The organism is Ilyobacter polytropus DSM 2926, assembly GCF_000165505.1.
Lineage (GTDB): Bacteria > Fusobacteriota > Fusobacteriia > Fusobacteriales > Fusobacteriaceae > Ilyobacter > Ilyobacter polytropus.
Map to the genome: position 1 here is coordinate 1,900,094 of NC_014632.1, position 20,826 is coordinate 1,920,919.

A 20,826-nucleotide genomic window follows, 5' to 3' on the forward strand; every position below is an offset into this window, starting at 1 on the left:
CCCCTATTTAGTTTCCACCCCTATTTTAGATACTCATAGTATCTTTCGTAGGCCAGATAATAATCTAAAGCTGCCTCTAGAAGAGATAGCTTCGCTTCTCTAAGGTCACTTTCTATCTGGAGTAAATCTACAACACTTACCAATCCATTTTCATACCTTCTTTTTTCCACACTGTAATTCTCATATGAAGACTCTACAGCTGCCTGCTGTTCTTTTACTGTTTCCTTCAGTCTGATAAGTTCCGAAAAATTACTTCTGAGAGTTACCTCTATATTATCCCTTGCTTTACTCTCAAGATTTCTGGATTTTTCAGTTTCATTTTTATACCTGTTATATGCATCTACATTTTGTCCAAATTCAAATAAGTTCATCGTAACAGTTATTCCTGCATCCCACTTCCAGTCTTCTGAAGCTCCGTCAAAATCACCATCTTCTCCTGTATATCCAAAATTTAAATCAACTTTTGGAAAGAACTCTGATCTAGCCAGAGATTCATTAGCCTTTGTAATTTCATAATCCAACCTTGCCATCTTTGAGTCCCTGTTATTTTCTCTAGCTAAATCTACATCGGCCTCTATATCTATTCCTGACAAATCATAATTCATTGAATCAATAGGCTCAAGTTTTAATTCCGTTTTTCTGTGAATTCCAATTTCATTTTTCAACTCCAGCTCCGTGATCTTTATTTCATTTTTTATTCTTATAATATTTGTCCTGATATTCCTGACTCTAGTGGCAAATGGAAGAACATCTGCCTTTGAAAACAGTCTAAGTTCATATTTTCTCTGAGCTTTTTTATACTGTCCATTTACATCTTTCAGAGAAGCCTGGTAAACCTCTAGCCCTTTTTGAAGTTTTAATATATTTAAATATTTTTCTATTACCAAAAGTCTCAAATCACTTCTAGATTCTAAAAATTCATAGTCTGAAAGTTCTCTTATCTTTTTTGCCGCTTCTATACCGGCTCCGATTAAGCCTCCCCTATACAATGGCTGTATAAGCTCTATCCTATTATAATAGTTGTCATTTCTGTCTTGGTTGTCTCCATAGATACTTTCATCATTTTTATCATATAGACCGGTATAGCTTATTTTTGGAAGTGCCTCCTTATAGGCCTCTCGTACCTGAAGTTTTGAGTTTTCTAGATCAATATCTGCATTCTTTATAGTGTAACTACTAGACAAAGCTCTTTCTATACACTGATTAAGGTCCAGTGTAATTGTTTCACTGTATGCATACATAGATAAGGACGTTATCAATATCACAATTAAAAAATTTTTCATCTTTATCTCTCCTCACATAAAAATAAAATATACTATAAATTAATTTACCATCTCCTTCAAAAACTTCTTTTTAAAATTCTCAATTAAATTTTTACATATATATTGTAAAAAAAATATACATAATGGTTCTTAACCGTTAAAATTTGTGATACAATATTATAAGATTAAATCTAAAGGAGTGAAAAAATGGATAAAAAATACAGAATGATAGAAACAAATGATTTAGGAAAAGAGATCTCTATAGAGTATCCTGATGCATTTATTGTAGAAAAATTTACACCTCTTATAGAGAGAATAGAAGCAAATAAGCCGAAATTATTAGAACCTTTAAAAAATCTCAGAAATGAAATAGGAGAAGACGATTTCGAAAAATATTTTAATACCCTTCTTGATATTAAAAAATTTGAAAATAAAATGATGATAACAACAGACAGAAATATCAACAGAAGTATTATCACAAGACAATTTATGGATAATATACACAGATGTTTTGATGTTGATTCTGTAAGAATAATAGTTCAGTAATAAAGATTTACTTTCTTTAAGTTTTAAAAATTGATCTAGTTTACAATCTCATTATAAATAAATTTAAATTTTCTCATGGTTGTTGATCAAAATAAGAGTAAAAAAACCGGAAATCCGGTTTTTTTTTTACTTCAAGAAGCCGCCGATTGTTACCTGTTCCATCAAATCGGTTATTTCATCTAGTTTAAACATTTTTATGTTTTTTCTGAGTTCATCATTAGACTTTAGTTTTGTCTCACCGAAATACTCTTCTCCAGTAAGAAAAGTATATATAAAAATTCTAAGGTGATTTGACAGACCTCGTGCAGAAAGTTTTATCTTCTCCTGCATAGATTCATGCAGCTCATCTTTATGCATTTCAAAAAGTTTCTCGAAATACTGGGTAGATGTATAGCAAAGATTGTACTTTAATGCCTTTATTTCTTCACTGTCCTTTAAATTATTTGAAAATAATACTTTCAATCTGTAAAGAGACATATCCGGGGCTTCAAAACAATCTTTTAAATATTCCCTGCATATATATCTGTATTTCTTTTTCAGCGAAAGATCCAGATTAAGGATTTTTTCAAACTTTTCACGCCGCTCTCTAACGTCTAAATTCAGTATGTGTACAAAAATTTCTTCCTTGGATTTAAAATAATTATAAAAAGTTCCTTTAGAAATATTGCCTGATCTGGATATATCTTCTATTGTTGTCGCTGTGTATCCTTTATCGACAAAGGTTTTTCTTGCTGCCTCTACTATAAGATCTCTTTTAACTCCATTTTCAACAGTTTCCATGACTTTCTCCCTTTTACATGAAATAAAGATTTTCCTGTTAAACATTTCTTTGATATTAATATACCATTAAAATTTTTTAATGTAAAGAGGCTGTTCATTCACTAAAGGACTATATTATAATTTAAACCAATCTTCCATGACATCAATAATATGATCCATTTCTTCTTCTGTAGCTATATAAGGAGGCATAGTATAGAGGTGTCTGTAAAATGGTCTGAGCCACACTCCTCTATCAGAAGCAAATTTTGCGAACCCTTTAAGACTCTTCGATTCTTTTACCTCTATAACTCCAGTTACTCCAAGGATTCTAACATCCTTAATTTTATCAGATTTTATGTTCCCTAGTCTTCTTCTCAGCTGTTTCTCAATTGCTGCTATTTTTTCCAGGTAGTTTTCTCTTTCAAATATCTCCATACTTTTCAGTCCAATTGCACAAGTAAGTGCATTTCCCATATATGTAGGTCCGTGCATAAAGGCATCTCTTCCTTTGTCTGAGTAAAAAGCCTCAAATACCTTTGTACTTGCAATTGTTGCTGCATGGCCTAAATAACCTCCAGTAAGTGCTTTTCCAAGTATAACTATATCAGGTGCTATGTTGGTATGATTCATAGCAAAGAGTTTTCCAGTTCTTCCGAAACCTGTTGCAACCTCGTCAAAAATCAGCAGTACATCATATTTATCGCAGATCTCTCTGGCTCTTTCTAGATACTTAGGACTGTAAAAATTAAATCCTCCTGCTGCCTGTATTAGCGGTTCCACTATAAAGGCCGCTACCTCACTGTGTTTTTCCTTTAGAAATTCCTCTAGTTTAGCTATATCTCTTTCAACGTTTTCCTCTGAAGCATCATAGCCTCCTGTTGGTCTGTCTATATGATAGGTGTCTCTAAATAAGTTTGAAAAAGCTCCGTGGTAAGCAGGATCATCTCCTACCTCCATTGTTTTAAATGTATCTCCGTGATATCCACCTTTAAGACCTACTATTTTTATCTTATTTTCATACCCCTTATTTGAAAAATATTGGATAGCCATCTTTAAGGCCACTTCCACTCCGACAGATCCACTGTCTGAAAAGAATACGTGATTTAATCCTTCTGGAGTTATCTCCACCAGTTTTTTTGCCAAATTTTTTACAGGATCATGAGTCAGTCCCCCCAGCATTACATGGGAAAACTTTTCCATTTGCTCCACAGCTGCCTTATTCAGCTCATCATTACTGTAGCCATGACACGCACACCACCAAGATGCTACACCGTCTAGCAGTTCTTTCCCGTCTTTTACCTTTATCTTCATTCCCTTAGCCCATTCTACATGAAGATTTTCATCTTTTGTTTTCATTTGAGCATAAGGATACCATAAGCTCATATCTTCCATTTTGACCATTAAAATTTTCCCTCCCTAGATCTAGATTAAAATTATCAATTTGATATTAGATTAAATACATCATTCATTGTTATAAAAAGTATAAGACCTATGAGCACTATCATCCCTGCCATATGAAGTCTTTCTTCAAGTTTTTTATTGACTGTTACTCCTATAAGCTCCAATACCACAAATACTATCCTTCCCCCGTCAAGAGCTGGAAATGGAAGTAAATTAAATATTCCTATATTTACCGAAAGTAAGGCAGTCAGCCATACAAGAAGTGAAGCTCCGCCCTTTGAGGCCTCACCCACGACTTTTATCATCCCAACTGGACCGGTTATATCGTCAGCCTTTACCCTACCTGTAACAAGGAGTTTTAGTCCGCTTATTATTTGAATAAATAAATCCTTAAAAACTCCTCCTGCGACTTTAAAACTTTCTATAATCCCATATTTTTCAACACTGTATTCAGGCAGTATTCCTAGTAGCGGCTGGTCTCTACCAGGTTCATATATAGGTTCTACCAAAAAGCTCTTCTCTTCTCCGTCCCTAATAACTTCTATCTTTAAAGGGGTCTCCCCAGCTTCTTCCTTAATTATCGTACTTATATCATCCCAGTCAACAATCTCCCTGTCATTTATTTCAAAGATTCTATCTCCCTCAAGAATAAGCTCATAAGCATTAGAGGTCTCCATTATGCCCCCTATTACTGCCTCCTCACTTTGAATCATCTTCCCAGTGGAAACCACCATAAAATATATTATAACCAAGGCAAGAGAGAAGTTCATAAATACCCCTGCAAAAAGAACTATGAAACGTGAAAAAGGGGATTTAGTGTTGAAGCCGTCTTCGACTTCACTATCCACTTCCATCCCCTCTATATTCACAAACCCACCTACCGGAATCGCTCTCACCGAATAAGTAGTTTCAATCCCCTCGTAAGAATAGAGCTTTGGCCCCATCCCTATGGAAAACTCCGAAACAGGCATCTTAAAAAACTTTGCAGCCATAAAATGACCTAGCTCATGGATAAATATTATAATCCCTAGTATAATTATTGTTATCAAAACATTCATAAATCCTCCAGAATAAAACGTCCTAAGCAATAAAAGTATTTCATTTATTTATTTAAATTTTCAAGCATGAAATCGTCGCTCTTTGTCTCTGGTTTGTAGTCATATTGAGGTACAAACTGTTCTTTGTAAAGAGGTTCTACTCCCTCTTCAAGGTTGACTTCCGAATAAATAACTTTTTCTTCATTTGCAGGCCTTCTTGAAAATCTTTCTTCATCCCCAGCTGATTCTTTTATCTCGATAGAACCACAGGCCACTAATAACAAAGTCATAAATAAAACAGTCAATTTTTTCATCTATAACACCTCCCTTTAGAAGATTATTATAGTATCTCTTTTACAGCTTCAAAAATCTCCTCTGAAATTTCATCTATTTTTTTTAGTCTGCCTTTTTCAACACACATTATCTCTTTCCATTTGTATGTCTTTGCTATATCACATGCATTTTGATGGGACATCTTGAGATATTCCACATCTTTTTCATGTATATCCTTAGCATCATCACCTGTTATCTTATTTTTTCTATCAGACATTAGTTTCTGAGCCACATCCACTGGCATATTTAAGAAAAATACAAGGTCTGGCTTCGGTATTTCCATCTTATCATATTCAAGATCTTCAAGCCAATCTAGATATTTTACTTTTTCATGTGGATCTGTAAATTTAGAAGCCTGATGAACCATATTTGATGTAGTATATCTGTCTGTTATCACCACTCCAGCCTCCAAATAAAAATCTTCCCAGTCTTTTTTAAAAGAAGCATATCTGTCCACTGCATACATTGTAGATACAGGATAAGGATTTACCTCATTGGCCTTTTTTCCAAACTCCCCTGCCAGATACATCTTTACTGGTGCTGAAGCAGGGCTGTCATAATTTGGAAATGATATCTTTTTTACCTTTATCCCTTGCGATTTTAATTTTTCATATAAAATCTCAGTTTGAGTCTGTTTCCCGCTAGAGTCAGTCCCCTCTATTACTATCAGTTTTCCCATCTATTATCCTTTCTGATTTTATTAAACCTCCACGAGTGTATTCTACTATATTTGAATTAAATTACTATTAAAATAATTTAATAATTTTATGCAAAATTAGCCATCACCCAGTTTCTGGTTTCTACATCTACTTTTTTTATAGTATCAAAATTAAGTGTTTCAACAGGAATATGCCTGTCCATTGCTTTTCTCAGTATATTATATATTTCTAAAAATTTAATTTTTCCTTCTAAAAAAAGCTCTACTGCAACTTCATTGGCAGCATTAAAAACCGTAGGCATAGATTTTCCTATTTTTCCTGCCTCAAAGGCATATTCAATCCCCTTAAATACTTCGTGATCTGGTTTTTCAAAAGTAAGCTGTGCCATTTTTTCCAAATCCAAACTGCCAAAACAAGAGTTTGCTTCTCTCTCTGGATAGGTAAAAGCATATTGTATCGGAACCTTCATATCAGGTGCTCCAAGTTGTGCCATAACCGTTGTGTCACGAAATTCAACCATAGAGTGAATTATACTCTGAGGATGCACCAGTACCTCTATACTCTCATAAGGTACCTTAAAAAGCTGATGTGCCTCTATAACTTCTAGTCCTTTATTTACAAGGGTAGATGAATCTATTGTTATCTTTTTTCCCATAGACCAGTTGGGATGTTTAAGAGCCTCTTCCACAGTGACATTTTTTAGATCCTCTATGCTTTTACCTCTGAAGGTTCCTCCGCTGGCTGTTATTATCACTTTTTTTAGCTCTTCTTTTCTCCCACCGAGCATAGACTGAAATATAGCCGAATGTTCACTGTCTACAGGTATTATCTCTGCTTTTCTATACTCTTCTAATAGTTTGTTTATGAGGTCTCCTGCTGCTACCATTGTTTCTTTGTTGGCAAGAGCTATTCTTTTTTCTTTTTTTATAGCTTCTATTGTAGCCTCTATACCTACTGCGCCACTTACTGCAGTCAAGACTGTGTCTGCTTCCTCTAGTCCTCCTAAGATTTTTAATCCCTCTTCCCCTCTATAAGTCAACAGGTCAGGATATCTTTCTCTTATGGCCTCAAAGCCTTTTTCAGTTCCTACAGACACATACTTAGGGGAAAACTCCTCTATCTGTTCTAATAAAAGCTCGTGGTTCCTGTGGGCACTCATTGCCAGTACCTTAAATTTTCCTTTGCTGTTTCTTATTACTTCAAGGGCATTTCTTCCTATACTGCCTGTAGATCCAAGAATTGTTATCATTTTCATTAATTTACCCCCTAATGAAGAAAATAGGCAGCTTTGGCTGCCTTTGGTTTTTAAACAAATAATATTTTAAGTAGATAAAACATCGTAGGCACAACAAATATCATACTGTCAAATCTATCCAATATTCCTCCGTGTCCTCCCAAAAGATTCCCTGAATCTTTTATCTTGAAGTCACGTTTAAAAAGTGACTCTCCGAGATCACCTATTTGTGCTGTCACACTTACAAAAACGCCTATTGCCACAACCCCTGCAAAAGGAAGTGTACTGTCTTTGAGATACAAAAAATATCTTATTATTACAAGAGTTAAAACTGTAAAAAATATTCCTCCGATCGTACCCTCTATAGATTTTTTCGGACTTATTTCACTGAGGCCTCTCTTAAAGAACTTTCTTCCTGTGGAAAGTCCTACAAAATAAGCCGAAGAGTCACAGACCCATACCATAAGCTGGGCAGTCAGTATCCATAAGTTTCCCTGTGGCAAAAAGCTCATGGCAATTATATGAGAAAAAAGAAAGGATATATACATAACTCCTAGAAGCGTCCCCCCTATATCTCTGCTTGCTTCTTCAGAGGAATTTTCAAATACTCTGCTTATTATAAGAAGCATTACTCCCACTGATATTATAAGTGGTAAAAGCTCTCCAAAAGGATGTCCCTTCATATGTAGATAAGTGAAATTAGGGATCAAAAGTCCTAGACCCATACCTAATTTTTTTAAAGGTCTTTTCCCTGATTTTTCCATCATATTAAAAAATTCATAAAGGGCAATTCCTATTATAACATTTGCAAAAAGTAGAAGAAGCAGCCCTCCACTCAATAGTATGTAGATCAAAATCGGTATTCCAAGTATAGCTACAATTAGTCTACTTTTCATTTTTTAATCCTCCAAATCTCCTATCTCTTTTCATATATGTATTGAGGGCTTTTTCCAATTCCGACTCATCAAAATCCGGCCAAGTTAGCTCTGTAATATAAAGTTCTGTATATGCTATCTGCCATAAAAGAAAATTTGATATTCTGATCTCTCCACTAGTTCTTATGAGCAGTTCAGGATCAGGTATATCCCTATACATATATTTAGAAAAACTTTCCTCGGTCACTTCAGTTACTCCATCTTTTAGTATTTTATTAACTGCATCTACTATTTCTGATCTTCCTCCATAATTGAAGGCTATGTTTAGGGTTATTTTGTCATTCCCCTCAGTCAGCTTTTCTGTCTTTTCTATCTCCTCAATAAGCTCTTTGTTTACTCCCTCTTTTTTACCTGAAACCATGAGACGTACACCATTTTTCATCATAGTTTTTTTTTCGTTCTTCAGATATTCCTTAAAGAGTTTCATAAGGGTATCTACCTCATTTTGAGGCCTCTTCCAGTTTTCTGTAGAAAATGCATATACTGTGAGATATTTTACACCTAGTTCCCCTGCATGAGTCAGAATTTTTTTTAGGGTCTTAGCTCCTGCTCTGTGACCCATCGTTCTTGGAAGACCTCTTTTTTTAGCCCATCTCCCATTTCCGTCCATTATTATAGCTATATGTTTTGGTATTTTTTTTTCCGAACCTGACACAAAATTACCGCCTTTTTTTTAAATTACATTATATTCTATCATATTTAGAGGGTTTTTTCCACAGGCATTAGCCTTTGACAAATACAAGATACCATACCCTTTATCTGTTCTGTATCTTTTTCACTTTTTCTGCTGAAACTTTACCTTAAACAATATTAGCATTATAAACTCAATTCAATAAATTTTATAACAAAAAGAAAAAGAAGTCTGGCTTTGCAGGCTAGACTTCTGATTATTTACAAACTCAATATTTTTTAAAAAACTGTGTCTTTTTATACAGTAGTTATCTCTTTTTCTTTCTTTTTAAGTAACTCGTCTACTAGTTTGATGTGATTATCAGTTATTTTCTGAGTATCATCTTCAAATGATTTTAACTCATCCTGAGTTATGTCTCCATCCTTTTCTAATCTTCTGAGGTGGTTGTTGGCATCTTTCCTTATATTTCTTATGGCAATCTTACCATTTTCAGCTTCTGTTTTTGCCAATTTAACATACTCTTTTCTTCTTTCAGCTGTTAATTCAGGTATTTGAAGTCTTATTACTTTACCATCGTTATTAGGAGTAAGCCCTAGATTTGATAGCATAATTGTTTTCTCTATCTTTTGGATTATGGATTTATCCCAAGGATCGATTACTAAAAGTCTGGCTTCTGGAGCTGATACATTGGCCACCTGATTTAAAGGCATCTCAGATCCATACTGCTCTACTTTTATTCCGTCTAACATTGATACGTTTGCTCTTCCTGCTCTGATTGAAGCAAACTTGTGTTTTGTAGATTCAATAGCCTTATCCATTTTTTCTCTACAGTCATTCATGATTTCTTGTGCAGACATTTATTACCTCCCATATAATATCAACTATTTATTTTCAATTTTTTTTACAGATATATCAAGGTTTATCCCTCTATTACTGTTGTTCCTATATCTTCACCAGTTATAACTCTTCTTATATTCCCTTCTAATAAGGAATTAAATACAATAATTGGAAGACTATTTTCTCTGCAAAGGGATATTGCAGTGGCATCCATTACCTTGAGATCTTTATTTAAAACCTCTGTATAAGTAACAGTTTCATATTTCATGGCGTCACTATGTTTTACAGGGTCTTTATCATAGATTCCGTCTACTTTTGTGGCTTTTATTACCACGTCAGCATTTATCTCTATGGCTCTTAATGCAGCTGCCGTATCTGTTGTAAAATAAGGGTTTCCAGTTCCCGCTCCAAAGATTACAACTCTTCCCTTTTCCATATGTCTTTGGGCTTTTCTTTTTATAAAAGGCTCAGCAATTTTAGGCATCTCTATTGCTGTCTGCACCCTTGTTTGTACACCTATTTTTTCAATGGAGTTTTGAAGTGCCAAAGAGTTTATAACAGTGGCAAGCATTCCCATGTGGTCTCCCGTTACTCTGTCTACACCTTGTTCTGCACCTGAAAGTCCTCTGAAAATATTTCCTCCGCCAATTACAATAGCTACTTCCACTCCGAGGTCTACGACTTCTTTTATCTGTCTTGCATAAGATCCTATTACTTCTGAAGAAATTCCAAATTCCTGATCTCCCATCAATGCTTCTCCACTAAGCTTTAAGAGAACTCTCTCGTATACAGGTTTCATCTGTTAACCTCCCAGTTATTTTAAAAAAAGGGGATGCAGCAGCATCCCCTATAATTTTTAACTATTATCCGTTAATTTGAGCTGCAACTTCTGCTGCGAAATCAGATTCTTCTTTCTCGATTCCCTCTCCAACTTTCATTCTCTTAAATGAAAGTACAGAGATATCTCCTGCAAATTTCTCAACAGTTTCTTTATTTTCTGCTCTTACATATATTTGTTTAACTAGACAGTTTTCCTCGTAGAATTTATTCATTTTACCTATAAGGATTTTTTCTATAATTTGAGCTGGTTTTCCTTCAGCTTCAAGTTGCTTTCTAGCAATCTCTTTTTCTTTTTCAAGGTCAGTTGTAGTTACTTCAGATGAAGTTAAGTACTTTGGATCAAGTGCAGCTACGTGCATAGCGATTCCGTTAGCCTTATCTTTGTTTGTATCTGTAGCCTCTCCTGACATCTCTACGATTACTGCTAATTTTCCACCTAAGTGGCTGTATGTAGCAACAAATCCATCAGTAGTAACCTTTTCGATTCTTCTAAGGTTCATGTTTTCACCGATTTTAGCGATTAATTCAGTTATTAAAGTTTCTACAGTTTTTCCATCTATTTCTACAGCCTTAAGCTCTTCCACAGTATTTACATCACTGTTAAGAGAGATCTCAACAAGTTTATTTCCAAAGTTTATGAAAGATTCGTTTTTCGCAACGAAGTCAGTCTCAGAATTGAATTCTATCAATACAGCAGTTTTGTTATCATCTGAAACACCGTCAAAAACAAGTCCTTCTGCTGCTGTTCTTCCAGATTTTTTAGCTGCTTTAGCCATACCTTTTTCTCTTAGGTAGTCGATAGACGCTTCCATGTTTCCATCTTTTTCTATAAGTGCTTTCTTACAATCCATCATTCCAGCACCAGTTTTTTCTCTTAGCTCTTTTACCATCTTAGCTGTGATAGCTGCCATTTAATTTTCCTCCCTAGTGAGTTTTATTTCTTTTTGATTATATAAATCAATACAAGAATTGAGTACCGATTTCAAGTACTCAATCCGTTATTTTATATATTGAGTCAGCTATTACTCAGCTGATCCTTCTTCTATTACAGTTTTCTCTGCAGCTTTTGCTCTTTCAGCTTCAGCTCCTTGATTCCCTTCGATAACTGCGTTTGCAACGATTGTAGACATAAGTTTTACAGATCTGATTGCATCATCATTTGCTGGGATAGGATATGTAATTGGCTCAGGGTCTACATTTGAGTCAACCATAGCGATTACAGGTATTCCTAGCTTAACCGCTTCTGTGATTGCAAGAGCTTCTTTCTTTACATCAACTACAAATATAGCTGCTGGAAGTTTTTTCATGTTCTTGATTCCAGAAAGGTTTTTAGAAAGTTTAGCAAGCTCTTTTCTTAATTGAGCAGCTTCTTTTTTAGTATAAGAATCGTCTAAAGTTCCGTCTTTATCCATAGTTTCAAGCATTTTAAGTCTCTCTATTCTAGCTTTGATAGTTTCAAAGTTAGTTAGCATTCCACCTAGCCATCTATTATTGATATAGTACATTCCAGCTCTTTCAGCTTGCTCTCTGATAGAATCTTGAGCTTGCTTTTTTGTTCCTACGAAAAGTACCGATCCACCGTCAGCAGCTATTCCTCTTAATATTGAATAAGCCTCTTCGATTTTTTTAAGTGATTTGTGTAGATCGATTACGTGGATTCCATTTCTCTCTGTAAAGATGTACTTAGCCATCTTAGGGTTCCATCTTTTTGCTTGGTGACCGAAGTGTACTCCAGCCTCAAGTAGTTGCTTCATAGTTACTACTGCCATTTTTTTCCTCCTAGATAATTTGGTTTTTTCTTCCACTGACCTGAAAACTAGGACATCTGCTTTTGCAGACACCATCCCTAGAAATAACCAGTGTGTGTATTTAAACAACGCTTCAGTATACCATCAACTGTCTCTTTTGTCAATGATTCCAATAGATTTTCAAGTTAATTTCAATTAAAACTATTAATAAATTTGAATTTTTCAGGGATTTATAATATCCTATATAAAACTGGAAAATTTATGATAAATAAAAAAATAATTTCTTATCTGTTTTTCAAGGAGGGGGATATGAATAAAGCACTTTTGATTGTTGACGTTCAAAATGATTTTTGTGAAGGAGGAAGTTTAGAGGTAAAGAACTCCTTAGATATTATTCCTGTTATAAATAAATTGATTGATAAATTTAAACAGCTGTCGTATCCGGTTATAGCCACAAAAGACTGGCACCCTTCTAACCACAAGAGCTTCGCTTCAGTTTCCGGAGGTAGAATCGGCGAATTGGGAGAACTAAATGGAATACCTCAGATATGGTGGCCTGATCACTGTATTCAGGGAACTAAAGGTGCAGAACTTCATCCTGATTTAAACACTGTTGATACAGTTATACATAAGGGATCCGATCCTGAAGTTGATTCTTACAGCGGGTTTTTCAGTGCTTCAGGTAAACCAACTCTTTTAGAAGAAGTTTTGAAAAAACAAAAAGTTGATACACTCTATATAGTGGGATTAGCTACTGATTATTGCGTTAAATTTACGGTTTTAGATGCCTTGTCTCTGGGATACAAAGTGATCGTCATAAAAGATGGCTGCCAAGGAGTAAATATAAATCCTGAAGATTCAAAGCTTGCTTTTTTTAAAATGAAGGAAAAAGGAGCAGAAATTATTTCCAGCACGAAACTCGAAATTTAAACAAAATAAATCCGGGTTAAAAAACCCGGATTTTTTAATACTTTACTATCTGTTTTTTCTTTTGAAAAAATGAGGTGAATCTCCCCACTCTCCGTAAGCTATTTCATCTCCTACAGACTTTACCCTTCCAGCAAGACACCCTTTACACTGATCTGCTGTGTCATCAATACACGGCTTATCATTATATAGTTGGTATTTTGCCCTGTACTCGTCCTTTGTGGTTATTGGCATCAGAACATTTGCCCCGGCCTTTAAGCCTTTTTCTCTGCCTAGGGGATCTAAACCTTGGAGTGCCGTTGTGGCAGCTATATTGATATCTTTTAAATATATTCTAGAAAGAGCTATCATTTTTAGTCCCAGAGAGACACGTTTTTCTTTGGACATAACCTTATCTCTATATTCTTCTCCCATTGGAGTTTCGTCAGAAATTATATAAGGTCCCATCCCTATCATATCTACGTCCAATTTTTCATAAAAGAGCAAATCTTCCACTAGATCTTCAGTGCTTTGACCAGGAAGACCTATCATTACCCCTGTACCAACCTGAAAACCTATATTACGTAATTCTTTTAGACATATAATTCTATTTTCAAAATTGTGTTTACCATCTTGAGGGTGCATTTTTTTATACAGTTCTTTATTGCTTGTTTCAACTCTCAATAAATATCTATGTGCCCCGGCATCAAACCATCTTTTATAGGTTTCTCTGTTTTGCTCTCCCAAGGAAAGGGTTATCCCCAGTTTTCCACCTGAAAGTTCTTTTATCTCTTTTATTACATCTTCTACAAATAATATGAACTCTTCATCTTGTCTTTCTCCAGACTGAAGGACTAACGAACCATAGTTATTTTCATATATCCACCTAGCACTTTCAAGTATATCTTTTTTATCCATAAAAAAACGCTCTACATTGCCGCTGCTTCTTCTTATACCACAGTAATTACAGTCTTTTATACAGTTATTACTAAACTCTATAAGCCCTCTATAAAAAACCTTTTTCCCGACCTCTTTTTCTTTAATTTCATAAGCCTTTTCATATATAAGATTGAGGTCCTTAGGATCTTCTGTATTCATTAGATACAAAAGGTCTTCTCTAGTGAGCTTTTCTTTATTTAAAATCTCAGCTGTCTTCATATTTCCTCCATATCTTTCATCGTTTAGTTTATTATATCACAATCTTTTTGATTTTTGACTAGTTTTATAAATAATTTTTTTATCACATACAAAAAAGAAAAAAAGAGAGACCTAAGTCTCTCTTTAAAAGCAATATTATACTAATTCAATAATTGCCATCTCTGCTGAATCGCCTCTTCTTACACTAGTTCTTATGATTCTAGTATATCCACCGTTTCTTTCAGCATATTTTGGTCCAAGTTCAGCAAATAATTTTGCTACAACAGCATCATCTCTTAAGAAAGCAAAAGCTCTTCTTCTAGCAGAAAGATCTCCTTTTTTACCAAGAGTTACCATTCTCTCAGCAAACTTTCTTAATTCTTTAGCTCTAGTAACTGTAGTTTCTAATCTTTCTTCTCTTAATAAAGATATAGTTAAGTTCATAAGCATAGCTTTTCTATGGTCTGCTCTTCTACCTAACTTTCTATATGACTTATTATGGTTCATTACTCAGCAATCCTCCTTATCCTTAATTATTCAGAAGATCCATTCTGCGATAAATCGAAGCCTAATTCCTTCATTTTATCGAGAATCTCATCTAGAGATTTTCTTCCAAGGTTCTTAATTTTTAGAAGTTCATTAAGAGATAGTATAGCTAGTTGCCCTACTTCCTCGATACCAGCTTTCTTTAGACAGTTAAATGATCTTACTGTCAAGTCAAGCTCTTCTATCTTTAAGTTAAGAACATCTTCATCTTTAGAAGAATCTACTTCTTCTACTTCTTCTTCCTCTAGATCTCCTCTTAAATTCTCCATTCCGTTTCCTATATCTAAGAATGGATCAAAGTGTAATCTCAGAAGTTCTACTGCATAAGAGATAGCATCTCTTATAACAATACTTCCATCAGTTTCAACATTTAGAGTAAGTTTGTCGAAATCAGTCATTCTTCCAACCATAGTATCTTCTACGCTGTAAGAAACTCTTTTTATCGGAGTATATATTGCATCTACAGTTATATAATCTACAGACCAATCTTTTCTCTCGATATCTTCTGCAACAACAAAACCTTCACCTGTATCCACAAGAAATTCCATGTTTATCTCTTTTTCTGTAGTTACAGTACAGATAACCTGGTCTGGATTTATGATTTCCAACTCAGAATCAGGATTGATATCTGCTGCTGTAACTATTTTTGGTCCTTGAACAGAAAGATTCATTCTCTTTTCACCAGAAGTTTCAGTTTTTACAATTACCTCTTTTACATTAAGTATTATATCGGTAACTGCTTCTTTTACTCCCTCTATGATAGAGAATTCATTTAATACTCCGTCTATTCTTAGGCCTTTTATAGCCGCTCCTGGAATCGAAGATAATAAAACTCTTCTCAGGGCATTTCCAATTGTGTGTCCATAACCTCTATATAGTGGCTCAACAATATATTGAGCCTTAAAGTCATTTTCTTTAACTTCGGAAATATTAATACTTCTTGAGTGTTTTTCAATTTTTAACATTTAATCAACTCCTATATAAAGGATTTATTATCTAGAGTAGAACTCAACGATCAAAGCTTCGTTTAATTCAAAATCTAAGTCGTCCTTTGTAGGGTTTTGTAATACTTTCCCTGTAAAACTAGCTTTATCTACTTCCAACCAAGATGGAGCATTTGAGGCTTCTACAGCACTCTTGATTATTTCAACATTTTTAGAGTTTTCAATTACAGATATAACGTCTCCAACTTTTACTCTGTAAGATGCGATGTTTACTTTTCTTCCATTTACAGCGATATGTCCGTGAGAAACTACTTGTCTAGCTTGTCTTCTAGTCTTAGCGATACCAAGTCTATAAACTACATTGTCAAGTCTTCTTTCAAGGTACTGTATCAGGTTAAGACCTGTAACCCCATCTCTTCTATTTGCTTCAGCATATAGTTTTCTGAACTGCTTTTCCATTACACTATATATGAATTTTGCTTTCTGTTTTTCTCTCAACTGAATAGCATACTCAGTTGGTTTTCTATTTGCATTTGGTCTAGGTCCTCTCTTAGAAGATTTGTTTACTCCTAAAACAACTGGATCTATACCAAGAGCTCTACATTTCTTTAAAACGGGCTGTCTATTTCTTGCCATTTCTCTAATATTCCTCCTTTATAAAATTCTACACAAAAATGAGCTTCTACCTTTTACGATAACTCGATAAGTAGAGAAACTACACTCTTCTTCTTTTAGGTGGTCTGCAACCGTTGTGTGGAACTGGAGTTACGTCAGAAATTTTAGTAACCTCTAATCCCGCAGCCTGCATTGATCTTATACAAGCTTCTCTTCCTGAACCAGGACCTTTCGTTTTTACTTCGACTTTTTTCATTCCATTTTCAATAGCTACATTTGCAGCTTGCTCTGCTGCAATTTGTGCAGCAAATGGAGTTGATTTTTTAGTCCCCTTAAATCCTGATGTTCCACCTGATTTCCAAGTAATTACTTTTCCTTCAGTGTCAGTAATGGTAACAATAGTATTGTTGAAGTTTGAGTGTATATGAGCTATTCCATTAGGAATATTTTTTAATTTTTTCTTGATTTTAGCTACTCTTTTCTTAGCCAAGTTAAGCTACCTCCTTACTATTAAACTGTCTATCTGAATATAATCCACGTTTACTATCTCTTGATAGGTTTCTTTGGACCTTTTACTGTTCTAGCATTTGTCTTCGACTTTTGTCCTCTTACTGGAAGATTCATCTTATGTCTAAGACCTCTATAGCACCTGATGTCCATAAGTCTTTTTACTGAAAGTCTTACGTCCTTTCTAAGGTCCCCTTCTACTTTTACTGTGTCAATTATAGCTCTTACTTTGTTTAACTCTTCCTCAGTCAAGTCTTTTACTCTAGTGTTGAAATCTACTCCAGCTTCTTTTAAAACTTTCTGAGAAGTTGATTTTCCGATTCCATAAATATAAGTTAAAGCTATCTCGATTCTTTTGTTTCTAGGAATGTCTACTCCTGCTATTCTAGCCAACGTTTCTTCCTCCTATTCCGAAAATTTATATATTTGTTGATATAACAATCAACTAAACACTTTCTTCGGCATGCCCTGAAAAATCAGGTCGTGGCCCTACGGCTCAACATGCCTTTACAGTACCTGATATCAGTACTATAATTACCTTAAAAAAATTCAATCAAACAACAAATTATCCTTGAACTTGTTTATGCTTTGGATTTTCGCAGATACATCTGATTTTTCCATGTCTCTTGATAACTTTGCATTTTTCACAAATTTTCTTTATAGATGCTCTTACTTTCATTTCTTTCCCCCTTCCACATCCTGATTATGACTTCTTCCTGTATACTATTCTACCTCTTGATAAATCATAAGGTGAGATTTGTACTGTTACTTTGTCCCCAGGTAAGATTTTGATATAATGCATTCTCATCTTCCCAGAGATGTGACCTAGAATTACATGGCCGTTTTCTAACTCTATCTTAAACATGGCGTTTGGTAGAGATTCTAGAACCGTACCTTCTAATTCAATGACATCTTTTTTCGACATAATTCCTCCTACTAGACAGAATTTCATATTATTCTAACACTTTCACCATAAAAAGTCTAGTCTTTTTTGTTTTTTTAACTAGTCCAATTGACTCAAAATCACTGGTTTTCCTTCGATTATAGCAATAGAGTGTTCAAAGTGGGCTGATCTTTTTCCATCTTTGGTTACAGCTGTCCATCCGTCACCTAAAATATTCACTTTATACGAACCGCAGTTAACCATTGGCTCGATTGCCAGCACCATTCCATTTTCTATTTTCAAACCTCTGCCTTTCCTCCCAAAGTTAGGAATAGCAGGGTCTTCATGCATAGATTTTCCGATTCCGTGTCCACAAAAGTCCTTCACAACAGAAAAACCGTTGGACTCTACAAATTTTTGTATGGCGTTGCCTATATCTCCGAGTCTGTTTCCTACCACTGCCATCTCTATACCTATTTCTCTGGATTTTTTAGTAACTTCAAGCAACCTCTTGGACTCTTCATCTATATCGCCTACAGGAAAAGTTATTGCCGAGTCTCCGTAAAATCCATTTAATTCTGTAACAACGTCTATACTTACAATGTCTCCGTCCGTTAAAATCTTGTCTTCACGAGGTATCCCGTGTACGACTTCTTCATTTACCGATATACATGATCCTGCAGGAAATGGATTTTCAGGTCCTCCTACCCCTATACTGGCAGGAAAGGCTCCCTGAGATCGTATATAATCATCTATGATCTGATTTATCTCTAGTGTAGAAATACCAGCCTTTATATGCTTTGGAAGAATTTCTTCATATAGACGGGCTATTATTTGGTTAGCTTCTTTTATTTTTTTTATTTCATCTATAGTTTTATAAACAATCATATTTTAGTCCTTTCAATCCTAAGGGAACTAACCAAGGATAGAAACTATATCCTTCGTTACCTCAGCTACGTCCTTTGTACCGTCAAGTTCTGCAAGGACACCTTTTCCCTTGTAGAAGTCAAAAAGAGGAGCTGTTTGTGAGTGATACTCTCCTAGTCTTTTTTCCACAGTCTCTGCAGTATCATCTTTTCTGGTTATAAGTTCTCCGCCACAGAAGTCACATTTTCCTTCTTCTTTAGAAGGATTAAATTCCACATGAAATGATGCTCCGCAACTTTTACATACTCTTCTTCCTGTTATTCTTCCTACTATCATCTCGTCTGGTACATTTAAAGATATAACCTTATCTAGAGATATGCTCATCTCTTTCATAAGTTCTTCTAATGCCTCTGCCTGGGCAAGAGTTCTAGGAAATCCATCAAGAATAAATCCTTTTTTGCAATCTTCTTCTGCAAGTCTGTCTCTTATTATCCCTATAATTGTTGAATCTGGAACAAGTTTTCCTTCATCCATATATTTCTTAGCTTCTAGTCCCATTTTTGTTCCGTCTGCAATTGCAGATCTCAGTATATCTCCAGTGGAAATTTGAGGGATTCCGTATTTTTCGATTAAAAATTTAGCCTGGGTCCCTTTCCCTGCTCCTGGAGCACCAAATAACATAATGTTCATTCAGACACTCATCTCCTCTTTATTTTTATTTTTACACAGTTGTTATTATACTATAATTCCCTTTAAAATGCACTTTATTTAAAGCTTTTATGGGAATTACTGATTTTTTTTTTGATTTTTTTAAAAGCCAAGTTTTTCAACTTTAAAGCTTTATATTATATAAAAAAAGACACGGAACAAGCCGTGTCAGTGGTTTTATAAAAACCCTTTATATTCCTTCATTACAAGGTGAGCGTTTATCTGCTGTACAGTATCAAGTGCAACTCCCACAACGATTATGATCCCGGTTCCTCCGAAAAATACAGGAAGTCCCATTGAACTGAATATCGCTATAGGTAGTACTGACACCGTCGCAAGAAATGCTGCTCCTCCCCAGGTAATCTTTGTGACAACATTTTCCAAATATACAACTGTCTCTTCTCCAGGTCTTATTCCCGGAATAGTTCCTCCGCCCTGTTTCAAGTTGTCTGCAACTTTCTCAGGATCAAACATAATAGCCGTATAGAAAAATGAGAAAAACATAATCAAAGCTGCATAAGTTATTAAATAAACAGGATGAGTTTGAGTAAATAGTCTTCCTAACATTATTCTTCCAGGCATATCTGCTGGCAAGGAATTTACAATAAGAGATGGAATCATCATAAGCACTGAAGCAAAGATTACCGGCATTACACCAGCAGTATTTATTTTTAATGGAAGGTAAGTGCTTTGAGCCACTCCCCCTTTACCACTAAATCCTCTTCCTACATAGTGAACAGGTATATTTCTCTGTCCCAGTTGAATTATTACTATTCCTGCAACTGTTATAAGTGCAAAAGCTGCCACGATCACAAGTATCGGAATAAGGAACTTACTACCCTTCATATTTTGTACTGTTTGTACAACTGTTGATGGCATTCTAGATATTACATTTAAGAATATCAAGAGCGAGATTCCATTTCCTACACCTTTTAAAGATATCTGTTCTCCCACCCACATAAGAAACACTGTTCCTGCTGTAAGTGTTGTCACAGTTGTTGTTACAAATCCGAATCCAGGAGTTGTAACAAGACCTGCAGACTGAAGCCACATACATACACCAAATCCTTGTATCATTGCGACTACAATAGTCAGATATCTGGTCCACTGAGTGACCTTGTTTCTTCCTGATTCACCTTCTTTTTGAATCTCCTCGAGCTTAGGAATAATAACTGCCAGTAAACTCACCACGATGGATGCATTGATGTAAGGCATTACCCCAAGCGCAAAAATGGAGACTCTTTGAAAGGCTCCTCCTGAAAACATATTTATATAGCCAAGAAGGTCATTCTGAGCTGTCATTGATGATAACCTGTCAATGTCCACACCAGGAGCAGGGATGTGAGTCCCTACTCTGGCTATTAAGAACATCAACAGAGTGAAGATAATCTTTTGTTTCAGCTCAGGTATTTTGCCTATGGCATTTACCTTTTCATTGAATCTTTCTAACAAAGTCAAAACTCTTCACCCCGCCTTTTTACTAAAAATCAT

26 protein-coding genes are annotated in these 20,826 nt (G+C 35.0%); 2 read left to right on the forward strand and 24 right to left on the reverse strand.

Translation table 11 applies throughout. The features are described 5' to 3' along the window. Positions 1-20: 20 nt before the first annotated feature. Positions 21-1,283: a TolC family protein gene (locus ILYOP_RS08895; RefSeq protein ID WP_013388199.1), complete on the reverse strand. Its 1,263-nt coding sequence runs from the start codon at positions 1,281-1,283 to the stop codon at positions 21-23. Positions 1,284-1,469: 186 nt separating this feature from the next. On the opposite strand from ILYOP_RS08895, the gene ILYOP_RS08900 reads away from it, so the two are divergent. Then, a complete protein-coding gene (locus tag ILYOP_RS08900; RefSeq protein WP_013388200.1) occupies positions 1,470-1,808 on the forward strand; it encodes a hypothetical protein in 339 nt (112 codons plus the stop codon). A gap of 126 nt (positions 1,809-1,934) precedes the next feature. Here the strand turns inward: ILYOP_RS08900 and ILYOP_RS15210 are convergent, their stop codons facing one another. The 12 genes from ILYOP_RS15210 to rpsB all read right to left on the reverse strand — a co-directional run bounded on the left by ILYOP_RS15210 (position 1,935) and on the right by rpsB (position 12,243). Next, complete coding sequence (locus ILYOP_RS15210) at positions 1,935-2,588, reverse strand: TetR/AcrR family transcriptional regulator (RefSeq protein ID WP_013388201.1); 654 nt, start codon at positions 2,586-2,588, stop codon at positions 1,935-1,937. 114 nt (positions 2,589-2,702) lie between these two features. Further along, complete coding sequence (gene bioA, locus ILYOP_RS08910) at positions 2,703-3,968, reverse strand: adenosylmethionine--8-amino-7-oxononanoate transaminase (RefSeq protein WP_013388202.1); 1,266 nt, start codon at positions 3,966-3,968, stop codon at positions 2,703-2,705. Positions 3,969-4,003: 35 nt separating this feature from the next. After that, the gene (gene rseP / locus ILYOP_RS08915; protein WP_013388203.1) at positions 4,004-5,026 is read right to left on the reverse strand and encodes an RIP metalloprotease RseP; all 1,023 of its coding nucleotides are present in this window, start codon (positions 5,024-5,026) and stop codon (positions 4,004-4,006) included. Between the two features lie 44 nt (positions 5,027-5,070). Continuing rightward, positions 5,071-5,319, reverse strand: coding sequence for a hypothetical protein (locus tag ILYOP_RS08920; protein WP_013388204.1), 249 nt, complete (start codon positions 5,317-5,319; stop codon positions 5,071-5,073). A gap of 26 nt (positions 5,320-5,345) precedes the next feature. After that, positions 5,346-6,017, reverse strand: coding sequence for a dTMP kinase (locus tag ILYOP_RS08925; protein ID WP_013388205.1), 672 nt, complete (start codon positions 6,015-6,017; stop codon positions 5,346-5,348). 86 nt (positions 6,018-6,103) lie between these two features. Continuing rightward, on the reverse strand, positions 6,104-7,252 hold the full coding sequence (locus ILYOP_RS08930; protein ID WP_013388206.1) for a 1-deoxy-D-xylulose-5-phosphate reductoisomerase: 1,149 nt from the start codon (positions 7,250-7,252) through the stop codon (positions 6,104-6,106). Between the two features lie 50 nt (positions 7,253-7,302). After that, positions 7,303-8,127, reverse strand: coding sequence for a phosphatidate cytidylyltransferase (locus ILYOP_RS08935; RefSeq protein WP_013388207.1), 825 nt, complete (start codon positions 8,125-8,127; stop codon positions 7,303-7,305). Next, entirely contained in the window at positions 8,117-8,821 is a 705-nt protein-coding gene (locus ILYOP_RS08940) for an undecaprenyl pyrophosphate synthase (protein ID WP_013388208.1), read from the reverse strand. The genes ILYOP_RS08935 and ILYOP_RS08940 overlap by 11 nt, the downstream gene beginning before the upstream one ends. A gap of 272 nt (positions 8,822-9,093) precedes the next feature. Beyond that, positions 9,094-9,654, reverse strand: a complete 561-nt coding sequence (frr, locus tag ILYOP_RS08945) for a ribosome recycling factor (protein WP_013388209.1) — start codon at positions 9,652-9,654, stop codon at positions 9,094-9,096. A 62-nt stretch (positions 9,655-9,716) separates the two neighbouring features. Beyond that, positions 9,717-10,433 carry a UMP kinase gene (gene pyrH / locus ILYOP_RS08950; RefSeq protein WP_013388210.1) on the reverse strand — a complete coding sequence of 239 codons (717 nt, stop codon included), beginning with the start codon at positions 10,431-10,433 and terminating at the stop codon, positions 9,717-9,719. A gap of 64 nt (positions 10,434-10,497) precedes the next feature. Continuing rightward, positions 10,498-11,385 (reverse strand): translation elongation factor Ts, encoded by an 888-nt coding sequence (gene tsf, locus ILYOP_RS08955; protein WP_013388211.1) that lies wholly within the window; start codon positions 11,383-11,385, stop codon positions 10,498-10,500. Between the two features lie 111 nt (positions 11,386-11,496). Continuing rightward, a complete protein-coding gene (gene rpsB, locus ILYOP_RS08960; protein WP_013388212.1) occupies positions 11,497-12,243 on the reverse strand; it encodes a 30S ribosomal protein S2 in 747 nt (248 codons plus the stop codon). 288 nt (positions 12,244-12,531) lie between these two features. Between rpsB and pncA the strand changes: the two genes are divergently transcribed. Next, a complete protein-coding gene (pncA, locus tag ILYOP_RS08965; protein ID WP_013388213.1) occupies positions 12,532-13,152 on the forward strand; it encodes a bifunctional nicotinamidase/pyrazinamidase in 621 nt (206 codons plus the stop codon). 45 nt (positions 13,153-13,197) lie between these two features. Here the strand turns inward: pncA and hydE are convergent, their stop codons facing one another. The 11 genes from hydE to secY form a co-directional block, all read right to left on the reverse strand. Further along, positions 13,198-14,286: a [FeFe] hydrogenase H-cluster radical SAM maturase HydE gene (gene hydE, locus ILYOP_RS08970; RefSeq protein WP_013388214.1), complete on the reverse strand. Its 1,089-nt coding sequence runs from the start codon at positions 14,284-14,286 to the stop codon at positions 13,198-13,200. A 135-nt stretch (positions 14,287-14,421) separates the two neighbouring features. Next, positions 14,422-14,772 carry a 50S ribosomal protein L17 gene (gene rplQ / locus ILYOP_RS08975; RefSeq protein ID WP_013388215.1) on the reverse strand — a complete coding sequence of 117 codons (351 nt, stop codon included), beginning with the start codon at positions 14,770-14,772 and terminating at the stop codon, positions 14,422-14,424. 26 nt (positions 14,773-14,798) lie between these two features. Continuing rightward, entirely contained in the window at positions 14,799-15,776 is a 978-nt protein-coding gene (locus ILYOP_RS08980; RefSeq protein WP_013388216.1) for a DNA-directed RNA polymerase subunit alpha, read from the reverse strand. A 27-nt stretch (positions 15,777-15,803) separates the two neighbouring features. After that, positions 15,804-16,391 (reverse strand): 30S ribosomal protein S4, encoded by a 588-nt coding sequence (gene rpsD, locus ILYOP_RS08985; protein ID WP_013388217.1) that lies wholly within the window; start codon positions 16,389-16,391, stop codon positions 15,804-15,806. Positions 16,392-16,470: 79 nt separating this feature from the next. Further along, entirely contained in the window at positions 16,471-16,860 is a 390-nt protein-coding gene (gene rpsK / locus ILYOP_RS08990; RefSeq protein ID WP_013388218.1) for a 30S ribosomal protein S11, read from the reverse strand. Between the two features lie 53 nt (positions 16,861-16,913). Continuing rightward, the gene (rpsM, locus tag ILYOP_RS08995) at positions 16,914-17,270 is read right to left on the reverse strand and encodes a 30S ribosomal protein S13 (RefSeq protein WP_013388219.1); all 357 of its coding nucleotides are present in this window, start codon (positions 17,268-17,270) and stop codon (positions 16,914-16,916) included. A gap of 172 nt (positions 17,271-17,442) precedes the next feature. Continuing rightward, positions 17,443-17,556 carry a 50S ribosomal protein L36 gene (rpmJ, locus tag ILYOP_RS09000; RefSeq protein WP_013388220.1) on the reverse strand — a complete coding sequence of 38 codons (114 nt, stop codon included), beginning with the start codon at positions 17,554-17,556 and terminating at the stop codon, positions 17,443-17,445. Positions 17,557-17,580: 24 nt separating this feature from the next. Then, entirely contained in the window at positions 17,581-17,802 is a 222-nt protein-coding gene (infA, locus tag ILYOP_RS09005) for a translation initiation factor IF-1 (protein ID WP_013388221.1), read from the reverse strand. Between the two features lie 78 nt (positions 17,803-17,880). Next, a complete protein-coding gene (map, locus tag ILYOP_RS09010) occupies positions 17,881-18,648 on the reverse strand; it encodes a type I methionyl aminopeptidase (protein ID WP_013388222.1) in 768 nt (255 codons plus the stop codon). Positions 18,649-18,675: 27 nt separating this feature from the next. Beyond that, complete coding sequence (locus ILYOP_RS09015) at positions 18,676-19,317, reverse strand: adenylate kinase (protein ID WP_013388223.1); 642 nt, start codon at positions 19,315-19,317, stop codon at positions 18,676-18,678. Between the two features lie 195 nt (positions 19,318-19,512). Next, on the reverse strand, positions 19,513-20,793 hold the full coding sequence (gene secY, locus ILYOP_RS09020; protein WP_013388224.1) for a preprotein translocase subunit SecY: 1,281 nt from the start codon (positions 20,791-20,793) through the stop codon (positions 19,513-19,515). Between the last annotated feature and the right edge of the window lie 33 nt (positions 20,794-20,826).